Source organism: Rhodococcus sp. HM1, from assembly GCF_023218075.1.
Classification (GTDB): domain Bacteria; phylum Actinomycetota; class Actinomycetes; order Mycobacteriales; family Mycobacteriaceae; genus Rhodococcus.
The window spans coordinates 32,380-44,862 of the sequence record NZ_JALPTB010000041.1 but is presented as its reverse complement, the minus strand read 5'-3'; the positions used below and the strand labels follow the sequence as shown (position 1 = coordinate 44,862).

Sequence of the window (12,483 nt, the reverse complement as noted above, 5' to 3'; positions counted from 1 at the left end):
TCGCGGGTTCACGAATTCGTGCCGAGAGCGTCGAGGAACGCGGAGATCGGTGTCAGACCGTTGTTGAACTCGATGGTGCGGTGCACCGTCGCGGGACGGTCGAGCACCGCGGCGGCGACCGCTGCGACGTCGGCCCGGCTCACCGTGCCCCCGGCCGCGGCCGAACCCGTGTCGATCAGCCCGGTCGGCGGATCGGACGTCAGCGACCCCGGACCCAGGATGGTCCAGTCCAGGTCGGTGCCACGCAGATGGGCGTCGGCGGCCGCCTTCGCCTCCGCGTACGGGAAGAAGCTGTTGTCCTCGGCGACGCCGTGGTCCGGTCCGGCCCCGAAATAGGACACCATCACGTAGCGCCGCACACCCGCCTGCTGCGCCGCGGTCATCGAGGCGATCGCGGCATCGCGGTCCACCGCGTAGGTGCGCGCCGGGTTGCCGCCGCCCGCGCCCGCAGACCACACCACCGCATCGTGACCGCGCAGCAGATCGGCGAGCGCCGTGACGTCGAGGTGCTCCACGTCGGCGACCAGCGGGTTGCCGCCGGCTGCGCGTACATCGTCGGCGTGGTCGGGATTGCGGATGAGAGCAGTGGTCTCGTGCCCCGCCTCGGCCAGGAGCCGTTCGAGGTGCAGGGCCACCTTCCCGTGTCCGCCGACGATTGCGATGCGTGCCATGCCTATTCCTCCGGGACGTTCGAACCGAGCAGGGTGATCATCATCAGATTGTGGATGCGCGGTGCTTCCTGCTGTGCGGCGGCGGGCCCGAGGAACACGCCGAGATCGGACACCAGGTTGAGCGCCCCGTACATCAGGAACCGTGATTCGACGACGGACAGACCCGGGCGGACTTCGCGGAGGAGGGCCGCCCACTGCTCGATGTTCGAGCGTTGCCGCAGCCGCAGGTCCGCGCGGGGGCCGGGTGCGACGTGGACCAGCTCCGCAAAGTACACGGACATCAGCTCTCGTTGCGAGAACGACAGTTCCACGTACACCGCGGTCAGTGCCCGCACCGCGTCGACCGGATCGGAGGCGGTGCGCAGTTTCTCGGCGACCGCCGCTTCGAGCCCGTCGATGGCACGGTAGAACGCGGCCGCGAGAATGTCGGCCTTCGACGGGTAGTAGCGGTACACCCCGGACGCCGGCAGGCCGACCGCGGCGGCGATCTCCTCGACCCCGATCTCGGCGTACCCCCGATCGTGGAAGAGATGGACCGAGGCCCGCAGCAGATCCTCACGCATGTTGTTCACCGCGGCCGGCTCGGGGACGGCCGCGGGAACGGTCACGCTCGTGCCGGACGAGCCGGCGTCGCATTCGGCGATCGCGGTGCATGCGCCGAGCAGGAGTTGCTCGGTGCGTCGCGGGGAGAGCACGAGGCTGTGCGCAGTGATGCTCCCGATCACACTGAGCATCGCGGCGACGGTGACGAAGGCGTCCCGGTCGGACAGCTCCGGCCGGATCCGCATGACGCATTCGCGGATGACGCGGTTCACCTCCCACGATCGCGTGCGGATGGGCAGCCGGTCCTCCTTCTGCAGGTACCGGCGTTTCCACCGGTAGATGCCCGCGGTGCGGCGATGCGTGATCGTGGTGCCGATGATCGCGGACAGATGTGCGCGGAGCTGATCGTAGGCGCTGCCCGGGAGCGGATCCGACGATTGCTCGAGTGCGGCTTCGAGTGCGTCGAGGAGGATCAGGGCCGAGTTGAGGAAGAGCGCGTACTTTCCCGGAAAGTGGCGATAGAGAGCGGATTTGGTGATTCCCACTTCGGCGGCGATGTCCTCGACGCTCACCCCGTGGTAGCCGCGCTCGGCGAAGGCGATCGCGGCAGCGGTCGCAATCCGGTCGCGACGGTCCTTCGGCCGCGACCGGCGCTCGACCCGGGGGGAGGAAGTCTTGCTGACCACGCGCACCTGCCTCTGTTCGCTCGGTTTGCCCTGTCGGTGTTGCCCGGATGACGCTCGCTGGGGGTGTGTCGCTCCGTGAGAGCATATGCCAATTCCACGATTGCGAATCGCTGTCCACATATATTCGGCCTCGCCCCGTTCCCGTTACAGGGTCTTTCGGCCTGCACTGCTGTGAGCAGGAATTACTCGCGAAGAGGGATGCCCGACCAACGAACAACTCCTGCGGAATGATTGTTCACAAAAGTGGAAGTTCTGCGGCTGGGTGGTGATAGCCTCCTCCGCGTCCGTCGCATCCGGATCTGCAACGGATGCACATCCGAGGGGGTAGGGCATGGATGCGCTGCAGGGGACACCCGGCGTCCCGACCTACTGTCCGCCCATCGTTCAGGAGTCCGATCGGTGCTCGATGTCGCACGCAAAGTCCTGTCCTACGAGATGTCCGTCGCCGAGTTCATCGGTCTCGTCGTCCCGGTCGCCATTCCCTACGGCCTGATCGGTGTCGTCTGGACGCTCACCCACACCTCGCATCTCTCCGACATGGAGGGTGTCGACCTGGTGATCTCGTTCCTCGGTTCCATCGTCTGCTGGCCGGTGCTGACGTTCTCGAACGTGTGCATGACCTAGTCGCCTGTGCGACGGGCTGCCTGCGCGGTGCGGCGGGCAGTATCGGCGTTCTCCTAACCGTCCGATCGGTGCATCGTAGGCAACGTCCGCCGCTCGGCGAAAAGCGCTGACGGAAAACAGATATTCCCAGGTTGTGAGCGGTGCGGTACGTCTTGGCTTCCATGGGCACACCCGCTCCGTCCGATGAGAATCGCGGTTCACTTAGATCTTGCCCAGCGTCGGTGGGTATGTCACACTTCACCCTGAATCGACGTCTGCTTCCGTACCCGATCGACGGAGCCACCCCTGTGTGAAAACCGAAGGGATGCAGTAGATGACCTATGAATTGCCGGCTCCTCGTGGGCCGGTTCGCGACGTCGCGACCGAGGGGGGTTTCCTCATCGGATTCGCCGTGCAGTCGCTGGTCGTTCTCGCCGTCGCCGTGCTGCGACGCCGGCTGTCGCTGTACGAGACGGTGACCCAGACGCTCTTCATCGGGCGCGTGTGCACGGGACCGTCGCTGCTGCTGATGATTCCGGTCGGCGTGTTCATCGCAGTGTCGGTCGGCGAACTCGCCGGCCGGATCGGTGCCGGTGGCTACTCCGGCGCCGTCGTCGCCTTCATCATCGTCGGCCAGGCCTCCGCCCTCGTGTGCGCGCTCATGCTCGCCGGTGTGGCGGGCTCGGCGATCTGCACCGATCTCGGCTCGCGCAAGATCCGCGAGGAGATCGACGCGATGGAGGTCATGGGTCTCGACGTCCTCGAGCGCCTCGTCGCGCCCCGTCTCGTCGGTGCCGTCGTGGTCTCGCTCGCGCTGTGCTCGATCGTCACGCTCGGTGGTGTCGGCGCCTGCTGGCTCTACCACATCTACGTCCAGCATCTTCCCGCCGGTACGTTCATGGCGACCTTCGCCGAATACGGCCGTCCCGCGGATTTCGTTATGGCACTGGTCAAGTCGGCCGTGTTCGGTCTGCTCTCCGCGCTCGTCGCGACGTTCAAGGGACTGCACACCAAGGGCGGCCCGCGCGGTGTCGCCGACGCGGTCAACGAAGCGGTCGTCATCGCGTTCGCGCTCGTGTTCATCGTCAACACCGCGCTCTCGGCGCTGTACACGGTCATCGTTCCGGCGGTGGGTGAATTCCGTTGACCCTGACCGCCCGAGAACCTGTCCACACCGCGACCCGCGCGGTTCACCGCGTCGGCGACAATCTCGCCACGCTCGGCATGCACGTTTCGTTCTACTTCCGCACGATCGCGTCCATTCCGTACGCGCTCAGCAAGTTCCGCAAGCATGTGATCGCACAGATCAGCGAGGTCAGCTTCGGTACCCAGTCCTTGCTGTCCGGTGGCGGCACGATCGGCATCGTGTTCGCGATGTCGCTGGCCGCAGCCATGATGCTCGGTGTCGAAACGCAGCGCGGCCTCGAACTCGTCGGCATGACGACGATGTCGGGCATGCTGTCGGCGGTCGCGAACACCCGCGAACTCGCGCCCGTGGTCGTGGCGATCGCGTTGTCGGCGAAGGTCGGTGTCGGCTTCACCGCGCAGATCGGTGCGATGCGGATCTCCGACGAGATCGACGCACTCGACTCGATGGCCATCAAGTCGATACCGTTCCTCGCGGCCACCCGCACGCTCGCCGCGATGGTCTGCGTCATCCCGATCTACATGATCGGCCTGCTCGCCAGCTACCTGTCGACGCGCCTCGTCGTCGTCGTGTTCAACGGCGCATCAGCCGGCACGTACGACTACTTCTTTCATCTGGTCCTGACACCCCAGGACCTGCTGTACTCCGGAATCAAGGCCATGGTTTTCGCGATGGTCGTCAGCCTCGTGCACTGCGCCTACGGGTACTACGCGTCGGGTGGTCCGGCGGGTGTGGGTGCCGCGGCCGGCCGTGCCCTGCGCACCGCGATCCTGTCGATCGGTGTCCTCGACGTGTTGCTGACGTTCGCGCTGTGGGGTCTGGTTCCCGAAGTTCCCGGAATGGGGGTGTGACGTGGATCGACCCACATCACGTGAAAAGACCAGGTACGTCCTCGTCGGAGCGGTCAGCGTCTGTGCGGCGCTGGCCGTCGCGGTGGGCATGGTGCTGCGCGGAACGGGAACCTTCGAGGACACGAACGACGTCTTCGTCGAGGTGCCCGCGGCCGTCGGTCTCGTCAACGGGGGCGCACCCGTGCGGTACCACGGCGTAGAGATCGGGCGGATCGCTTCCGTCGAGGCCGGTTCGGCCGAATCCCAGGTGCGCTTGGCGATCGACTCCGCTGCTGCGGAACTCGTGCCGTCGTCGGTGCTCGCCCGGGTCGTGCCCCGCACGTTCTTCGGTGACATCTACGTCGAACTCGTCGACCCGGTCGACGATCCGGCCGGCAGCCCGGACGGCATCGAGACCACCGCGGCGTCCGGCGTCGGCACGCTCGGGCAGGTCGAGACGATCGCGGTCGATTCCGGCCCGGAAGCCGTTGCGATGTACGACGTGTTCACGAATATGGCCGGCGTGCTCGACGACATGCGCCCCGACCAGCTCTCCGTCGCTCTGAGCGCCCTGAGCAGCGCACTCGACGGCAACGGCGAGACCATCGGCCGCACGATCGACCGGTTCGCCGCGGTCAGCGATCAGATGGCCCCGGCCGCAGCCGAATTCCTCGACACCACACCGCAGTTCGTGGAGGTGATGCGGTCGCTGTCGGCCGCCACCCCGGACATCGTCGGCATGGTCGCGTCCGCGGCCGAGGTCTCCGGTGCGATCGTCGAGAACCGTGACCGGCTGGCCGATGCCTTCGGCGCGGCGACGCTGCTCGCCGCCTCGGTCGACGGATTCGCCGGTGAGCGCCGGGACGCGATGATCACCGTCACCGACTCGATCGGGACGATCCTCGCGACGACCGCCGCCAATCCGAGCGGCCTGTACGAAACCCTCGAGAACGCCGGACTGTTCGGCAACGCCGGCGCTCGGGTCTTCGCCAGCGGGCGGTTCAACATCACCGCGGTGCCGTCCTTCGCCGATCCGATGCCGTACACGTCGGCGGACTGCCCGGTATACGGTCCGCTCACCGGCCTCGAATGCAACAGTCCCGGCAACGGCACCTACGACGCGCCGAAGCGAATCGTCGGCGGCCCCGAGGAAGCCGAACCGCTGAGTCTGCTCGAGGACGCACTCGGTGTGGCCGAGGCGACTGTCCCCGCCTCACTCGACGAGGCCGGCGCAGCGCTGAACCCGGCGCTCACGTTCATCCTCGGCCCGCTCGTCCGTGGAAGCGAGGTGCAGATCCCGTGAAACTGAAGCGTTCCCAGATGGTGTCGCTCGTCGGTTACTGCGCCGTCGGTGCGATCTGCGGATCCCTGGTGTTCAACACCCTCGCGGTCCCGGTCCGCGGTTCCACCGACCACTACGTCCTCGAATTCACCGACGTCGAAGGTCTCAACGTCGGCAACCCCGTCACGTTGTCCGGTGTGCGGGTCGGCCGGGTCGACGCGGTCGACGTCGCCGACGCCGACGGTGGTGCTGCGCTCGCGCGGGTGACCGTCGAGATCGAGGGCGATCAGGTGCTCACCCGCGACGTTCAGGCCGCGGTGCGCTACGGCGACATGCTCGGCGCCCGGTACGTGGCCATCACGATGCCCGAACCGCACGTCGACGCGCCCGGCTCGTCCGAGGTGCTCGAACCCGGATCGGTGGTCCCGATTTCGCAGACGACCCCGCCGGTCGATCTGACGGCGCTGATGAACGGGTTCCGGCCGCTGTTCGAGTCGCTGCCGCCCGAGGAGGTGAACGTCCTCGCGCGCAACATCACCGACACGTTCAACGGGCGCAGCGACGCCGTCGCGCAGTTCCTGGACCGGGTCGCGACCCTGACCGGCAGCCTCGGCGACCGCGAGGGCATCCTCGGGGAGGTCGTCGACAACATGACGCGGCTGCTCGGCACGCTCGACAACCGCAGCGACGAACTCACCTCGCTCGTGAACGGGCTTGCCGTACTGGGTGATTCCGTCGTCGGTGACGGCACGCGCATCGCCGGGTTCCTCGACTCCGGAACCGCGACGGTCGACGAGCTCGCCGACATCATGGCACAGTCCGACGGCGCGTTCGCGCGCTCGCTCGCGAGCCTGGCCTCCGTCACCGACACCTGGATCGCGAACACCCCCGAGTTCGAACGCATGGTGGCGAATCTCCCGAACTTCGCACACCAGATCAACCGCACCGGTCAGTACGGCAGTTTCGTCAGCCTCTACCTGTGCAACTTCACCCTGAAAGCAGGCGACGCAGAAGTGAACATCTTCGGTCCTACCCACTCGCCGGTGTGCCGATGATCCTACTGACACGACTCATCGACCTCATCGTCCGCGGCGTCCGATCGCTCGGCGGGCACAACGGGCGGATCCTGCAGAGCTTCGCCTGGATGTTCGTCCTCGTCGTCCTCGGCGCGGGTGTCGCCCTCGTCGCGATCGGGATCACCTACATCGACGATCTCGTGGACGTGCTGGAGAACTCCGCGGCAGCCGCGGCGGGGGAGGGAACGCTGCCATGATGTTCCTGGTCAAACTCATCGACGTGTTCGTCGGCGCACTCGAATTCCTGTTCGGGTTCGGCCGCCGCCAGAACACCACGCACATGCCGCTGGTGCTCGGCACGATCGGCATCGTCGTCCTCGTCGTCGGTCTCGGCGCCGCGATCGGCATCCCTCGATTCTGGTACCACGCCCGAACCGAGCCGTACACAGCGGAATTCGCGAACGCCGCCGGTCTCGCGACCGGCGATCCCGTGTACGTCGCGGGTGTCCCGGCCGGCCGGGTCGAGGACATCGAGCTCGCCGGCGACCACGTCGACGTCGAGTTCCGCCTCGACGACAACCGCACGGTCGGCAACACCTCCACCGCGTCGGTCCGCCTCGAAACCGTCCTCGGCAAGCGTTATCTCGACGTCCGCCCCGGCGGTGTCGACAACGGCGGCGACACCATCCCGCTCGAGCGCACGACCGTTCCGTACTCGCTCGACGAGGTCGGTGCCGGTGCCGAGCGGGTCTCCCGGGAACTCGATCTCGAGGCGATGGAACAGATGATGACCACGCTGTCGCAGGTGATGCCGTCCGACAGCGGCCAGGTCGAACGCACCCTCACCGGGATCAGCGCGGCCTCCACCGCGTTCGGACGTCACAGCGAACAGTTCGACCAGCTGCTCGAGATGTCGCGCCGGCTGTCGGTGATGGCGGTCGACCAGCAGGACTCCCTCGTCGAAACCGCCGCGGACGCACGCACTCTGGTACAGACCATGTCGGTCCGTAAGGAAGCGCTGACCGGGCTCGCGAACAATCTCCGCGCCGTCATCTCGACCCTGTCGCAGACGTTCACCGAGAACCGTGAGGAGGCCGACCGGCTCGTGGCCAACCTGGTCGCCGTCACCGGCACGTTGCAGCGCAACTCGGACAACATCGCCGCGCTCATGACGCAGCTGCCGCCGGCGCTGCGCACGGTCACCGACGCCACCGGCAACGGCACCTGGGCCGACGTCACCACACCCGCTGCGGTTCTGCCCGACAACCTTCTGTGCGCGATGGGAGTGATGCAGGAATGTCGGTGATTCAGGACATGCCGGGGAGCGAACAGCCCACTCCGGCCCGCTCGTCGAACCGCAAGAAGATCGTTTCGCTCCTCGTGGTCACGCTGCTGCTGATCGTCGCGCCGATCTGGTACATCTTCGGGCGCACCGATCGGGTCACCACGGTGCACGCCGACTTCGAGTACGTCAACGGAATCTACACCGGCAGCAAGGTCGCCGTCCTCGGCGTCGGTGTCGGCACCGTCACCGACATCGAACCGCAGGGCACCTCGGTGCGGGTGACGATGACCGTGCCCGAATCGGTGAAGCTTCCCGCCGACGTGAACGCCTACGTGATGAGCCCGGCGATCATCAGCGAGCGCTACATCGAACTGGGCCCCGCCTACACCGACGGCCCCCAACTGCCCGACCAGTCCACGATCCCGGTCGAACGCACGCATTCGCCGATCGACATCGACGGCATGCTCGGCAGTCTCTCGACCCTCGTCGACTTCATGGGACCGGAGGGCGGCGACGTCGGCTCGGTGCTCGCGAGCGGCGCGCAGACGTGGGGCGGCCAGGGCGAGGCGTTCAACAACGCCGTCCGCGACCTCAGCTCCGCCACCGGTGTCATCGGGGGAACCTCCGAGGACTTCTCGGTGCTCGTCGAGAACCTGTCGACGCTCATCGAGGCGATGGATGCGCGGCAGGTGTCCCTGGACAGCATGGTCGACGACATGTCCACGCTGTCGACGGTGTGGCAGGACGCGGACCTCGACATCACCGTGCCGCTCGAGGAACTGCAGACGGTCTTCGCCGAACTCGACAGCTTCGTCACCCAGCACCAGGAGAGCTTCGGTGCGATCTCGGCGAACCTGGAGGGACTCGGCGACGCCCTGACCGGCAACCAGGCCGGACTCGCGGAGTTCATGGATCTCGTGCCGCTCATGATGCAGAACCTCGAGAAGACGGTCGGCCCCGACGGACGCAGCCGCATCCGGCTGAACGTGTCGACGAACCTGACCCAGTTCGCGGTCGCCGGCCCGCTGTGCGCCGAGCATCCGCTGCCCCTGTGCACCGGCGCCGGATTGACCAACCCCATCACGTTCCCGATCAGCGCATCCGACCCGCTGGGAATCGTCACCGCCATCACCGGAGGGAACCCGTGACCCCGACATCCACCGTTCCGTCCCGGCGAGCGGTCCGTCTCGCCGCGCTGGCGGTCGCGGTCGCCGGCACGGTCGCCGTGTCGGGCTGCGGTTACGGCATCCAGGACCTTCCGGTCGGCCGGTCCGCGGGTGCCGGTGCGTTCGACGTCGATGTGCATCTGGCGAGCGCCGACGGCATCGTCCTCGGTGCCGACGTCCGGTACGGGCAGCAGATCGTCGGCCGCGTCGCGTCCCTGAACACCACGACCAGCGGTGCCGGCCTGCAGGTGTCGCTGCAGCGCGAACTCGAAGTGCCGAGCAATGTGCTTGTCTCGGTGGAGATTCCGTCCGCGCTCGGCAGTCCGTACCTGCGGCTGATCAACCCTGTCGACGCGGCGCCGGACCGGTTGTCCGACGGAGACGTCATCGACGTGGACAACACCGATCTCGGGCCGCGTGTCGAGACGATGCTCGCCTCCCTGGGCAACGTCGTCAGCGGCAGTGGGATGGATCAGCTCGCGACCGTCGTCGACGAACTGAACGTCGCGTTCACCGGACGGTCCGACCGGGTGCAGGCACTCGCCGACACCGCGACCGACCTGATGACGCGGGCGATCGACCAGCAGACCGCGTTCGACGAGGCGATGACGCTGGCCGCCGACGTCACCCGCCGCATGGCGGACGAAGAGCAGACGATGGACGCATATCTCGCGAACACCGCCGAAGCGGTCGAAGTGCTCGTCGCACAACGTGATTCCATCTCCGCGCTGCTCGACTCGACGACCCGCCTCGCCCTCAACGTGCAGGCGCTGACCGGTGCCGTGCCGCAGGGCCCGGCAGGGTTCCTGGCCGACGCCGGGACGGTCGCGTCCACCCTGCAGGCGTTCAACGACCGCATGGGCGGCACCCTCGCCGCCATGAACGCGTTCATGGACGCGTTCGGAAAGTCCGTGCGCGGTGACTACCTGGTGTTCGACGGTGCGCTCGAGATCCCGGAGAGCATCGACACGATCCTGGCCGGCGGCTACTTCACCGGGACACCGCCGGAACCGTCACCCACGTCGCTGCAGGAGATGCTCGGAGGAGGCACCCGATGAAGAGAATCGTCCTCGTCCAGCTTGTTCTGTTCGTGCTGACCGCCCTGATCGTGGTGCCCTACGGCATCTACTACATCGTCGGCCCGCGGGGACTCGGCGACGAGATGCGGCTGTCCGCCCACGTCGACGACGCGCTCGGGGTCTCGGAAGGCACCGTCGTCACCTATCGCGGTGTCCAGGTCGGTGTCGTGTCGGCAGTGTCGGTCGACCCGCAGAGCGGTGGCGCCCGGCTCGAGTTCGAGCTCGAAGGTGGCACCGAGATCCCGACCGACTCGATCGCGAAGATCACGCAGGGAACGCTCGCCGGCATGCTCAACGTCGACATCTTCCCGCGCGTCGATCACGGTCCGTACCTCGCGGACGGTGATTCGATCGAGATGCCGGCCGAGGAGCAGCCGGTTCAGATCGCCGAAACGCTGGCGAGCACGGCGGCGCTCCTCGACACGGTCGAACCCGGCACCATCGCCACCGTCGGTGCCGAACTCGGCGCCGCGTTCCAGGGTCTGGGTCCCGATCTGGCGCGGCTCATCACCGACGCCGACGATCTGTCCGGCCGCCTCGAAACCCACGCGACCGATCTGACCCAACTGCTCAGCCGCACAGCAGGTTTGATGTCGACGATGGCGAACAACTCGGAGGAATTCGTCGACGGGATGGCCGCGGCGCGCACGATCGCGGACACGTTGTACGCCAACGAGGACCGGATCAACGAAATGATGACGACGACCCCGGACGCCATGCGCCGCGCCGACGGTGTGCTTGCCGCCAACGAGGAGTCGTTCGCGGCGGTGCTCGCCAACCTCGTCGACGTCGCACCGATCATCTCGGATCGTTCGGCCGCGCTGCAGACCGGCCTGGTCGCCCTTCCTCGTGGCCTGGCCGCGCTCGAATCCATCGTGCACGGCGACCGCGCGGACTTTGCGCTCATCGCCACCCAGGGTCCGGTGTGCGTGTACGACACGCCGCGCCGTGCGCTCGGTGACGAGTCGTCGGTCACGGTCGACCTCACGCACTACTGCCCGCCCGGCGAGGACCACGGCCAGCGCGGCGCCCAGAACGCGCCGCGGCCGAACGATCTCGGTGTGGCGAACCGGACGACGCCCGGCACGCTCATCGGACCGCCGGCCGTCGCCGATCCGATCCTCATCCCGGCAGGCGAAGAACTCGCGGCCTTCTGGCGGATGCTCCTCCAGGGCATCGGCAGTGGAGGGAACTGACAAGTGGTAAACGCACATCCCGCGCCGGTCCGGCGCACCCGTCCGAACAGAATCTGAGGAGGACCCGATGCCCGCGCATTACCTCGACGACGCCGTGGATACCGAACCCGTGCTGACCTCCGCCCGCACGCGAATCAAGATCACCAGCGGCCCGAACCGGTGGAGCCGCAAGAAGCACGCCCTGTCCGACGCTATTGACTTCTGGTCGTTCGCCGGCGCCGCCGCGAACGTCATCATGCAGCTCGGCTGGCCCGAGGTCGCATACGGCGTCATGGAGAGCAAAGTGACGTCCGGCTCGCTCGTCCACCATCCGTGGAAGCGGGCCCGCACCACGACGCAGTACCTCGCGGTCGCGATCCTGGGCACCGACGAGGAACGCCTGGCGTTCCGCGAGGCGGTCAACGGTGCGCACCGGCAGGTGCGTTCGGACGAGAACAGCCCGGTCAAGTACAACGCGTTCAACCGTGAGCTGCAGATGTGGGTCGCCGCGTGCCTCTACGTCGGCATCGAGGACAGCTACCAGCTGCTGCACGGTACCCTCGACGAGGAGCAGATCGAGGACTTCTACGCGACCGCCTCGAAACTGGGTACGACCCTGCAGGTCACCGAGGACATGTGGCCCGCTACGCGTGCCGACTTCGAGCGGTACTGGAACCGCGGCTGCGAACGGGTCGTGTTCGACGAGACCACCAAGCAGTTCCTGAACGATCTCGTCGGGTTGAAGATGATCAACTTGCCGATGCGGCTCATTTTCGGGAATCTGCTGAAGTTCCTCACGATCGGGACCCTGCCGCCGTACTTCCGTGAACAGCTCGGGTACAGCTGGAGCGAGGACGACCGCCGCCGTTTCGAGCACCTGTTCGTCTTCGTCTCGTTCGTCAACCGGTTCATCCCGAAGTTCATCCGGCACGGCGGCAGCCTGGCGCTGATGGTGGACCTCCGCCGTCGCATCCAGTCCGGCAAGAACATCATCTGAGGT

The 12,483-nt window shown here is 67.0% G+C and carries 13 protein-coding genes; 11 read left to right on the top strand and 2 right to left on the bottom strand.

All coding sequences use genetic code 11. From position 1 onward, the window contains the following. Nucleotides 1-8: 8 nt before the first annotated feature. Both M1M07_RS20410 and M1M07_RS20405 read right to left on the bottom strand, forming a co-directional pair. A complete protein-coding gene (locus M1M07_RS20410) occupies nt 9-671 on the bottom strand; it encodes an SDR family oxidoreductase (RefSeq protein WP_197253099.1) in 663 nt (220 codons plus the stop codon). A gap of 2 nt (nt 672-673) precedes the next feature. Next, nucleotides 674-1,900, bottom strand: a complete 1,227-nt coding sequence (locus M1M07_RS20405; protein ID WP_248675356.1) for a TetR/AcrR family transcriptional regulator — start codon at nt 1,898-1,900, stop codon at nt 674-676. A gap of 399 nt (nt 1,901-2,299) precedes the next feature. Between M1M07_RS20405 and M1M07_RS20400 the strand changes: the two genes are divergently transcribed. The 11 genes from M1M07_RS20400 (at nt 2,300) to M1M07_RS20350 (ending at nt 12,480) form a co-directional block, all read left to right on the top strand. Next, on the top strand, nt 2,300-2,524 hold the full coding sequence (locus M1M07_RS20400; protein WP_248675355.1) for a hypothetical protein: 225 nt from the start codon (nt 2,300-2,302) through the stop codon (nt 2,522-2,524). Nucleotides 2,525-2,837: 313 nt separating this feature from the next. Further along, on the top strand, nt 2,838-3,650 hold the full coding sequence (locus M1M07_RS20395; protein ID WP_248675354.1) for an ABC transporter permease: 813 nt from the start codon (nt 2,838-2,840) through the stop codon (nt 3,648-3,650). Nucleotides 3,651-3,652: 2 nt separating this feature from the next. Further along, the gene (locus M1M07_RS20390) at nt 3,653-4,501 is read left to right on the top strand and encodes an ABC transporter permease (protein WP_231611348.1); all 849 of its coding nucleotides are present in this window, start codon (nt 3,653-3,655) and stop codon (nt 4,499-4,501) included. Nucleotide 4,502: 1 nt separating this feature from the next. Then, on the top strand, nt 4,503-5,783 hold the full coding sequence (locus tag M1M07_RS20385; RefSeq protein WP_248675352.1) for an MCE family protein: 1,281 nt from the start codon (nt 4,503-4,505) through the stop codon (nt 5,781-5,783). Further along, entirely contained in the window at nt 5,780-6,817 is a 1,038-nt protein-coding gene (locus tag M1M07_RS20380; RefSeq protein ID WP_248675351.1) for an MCE family protein, read from the top strand. The genes M1M07_RS20385 and M1M07_RS20380 overlap by 4 nt, the downstream gene beginning before the upstream one ends. After that, a complete protein-coding gene (locus tag M1M07_RS20375) occupies nt 6,814-7,035 on the top strand; it encodes a hypothetical protein (protein ID WP_248675350.1) in 222 nt (73 codons plus the stop codon). The genes M1M07_RS20380 and M1M07_RS20375 overlap by 4 nt, the downstream gene beginning before the upstream one ends. After that, a complete protein-coding gene (locus M1M07_RS20370; protein WP_248675368.1) occupies nt 7,035-8,084 on the top strand; it encodes an MCE family protein in 1,050 nt (349 codons plus the stop codon). The genes M1M07_RS20375 and M1M07_RS20370 overlap by 1 nt, the downstream gene beginning before the upstream one ends. Continuing rightward, the gene (locus M1M07_RS20365; protein ID WP_248675349.1) at nt 8,081-9,211 is read left to right on the top strand and encodes an MCE family protein; all 1,131 of its coding nucleotides are present in this window, start codon (nt 8,081-8,083) and stop codon (nt 9,209-9,211) included. The genes M1M07_RS20370 and M1M07_RS20365 overlap by 4 nt, the downstream gene beginning before the upstream one ends. Then, a complete protein-coding gene (locus tag M1M07_RS20360; protein WP_248675348.1) occupies nt 9,208-10,287 on the top strand; it encodes an MCE family protein in 1,080 nt (359 codons plus the stop codon). The genes M1M07_RS20365 and M1M07_RS20360 overlap by 4 nt, the downstream gene beginning before the upstream one ends. Continuing rightward, nucleotides 10,284-11,504: an MlaD family protein gene (locus M1M07_RS20355; RefSeq protein WP_197255536.1), complete on the top strand. Its 1,221-nt coding sequence runs from the start codon at nt 10,284-10,286 to the stop codon at nt 11,502-11,504. Before M1M07_RS20360 ends, M1M07_RS20355 begins: the two co-directional genes overlap by 4 nt. 67 nt (nt 11,505-11,571) lie before the next feature. After that, on the top strand, nt 11,572-12,480 hold the full coding sequence (locus tag M1M07_RS20350; protein WP_197255538.1) for an oxygenase MpaB family protein: 909 nt from the start codon (nt 11,572-11,574) through the stop codon (nt 12,478-12,480). Nucleotides 12,481-12,483: the final 3 nt, after the last annotated feature.

Bases quoted from the DNA above. Each gene is read 5' to 3' on its own strand.
- M1M07_RS20350 (WP_197255538.1), top strand. From the start codon at position 11,572: ATGCCCGCGCATTACCTCGACGACGCCGTGGATACCGAACCCGTGCTG.
- M1M07_RS20355 (WP_197255536.1), top strand. From the start codon at position 10,284: ATGAAGAGAATCGTCCTCGTCCAGCTTGTTCTGTTCGTGCTGACCGCC.
- M1M07_RS20395 (WP_248675354.1), top strand. From the start codon at position 2,838: ATGACCTATGAATTGCCGGCTCCTCGTGGGCCGGTTCGCGACGTCGCG.
- M1M07_RS20410 (WP_197253099.1), bottom strand. From the start codon at position 671: ATGGCACGCATCGCAATCGTCGGCGGACACGGGAAGGTGGCCCTGCAC.
- M1M07_RS20370 (WP_248675368.1), top strand. From the start codon at position 7,035: ATGTTCCTGGTCAAACTCATCGACGTGTTCGTCGGCGCACTCGAATTC.
- M1M07_RS20375 (WP_248675350.1), top strand. From the start codon at position 6,814: ATGATCCTACTGACACGACTCATCGACCTCATCGTCCGCGGCGTCCGA.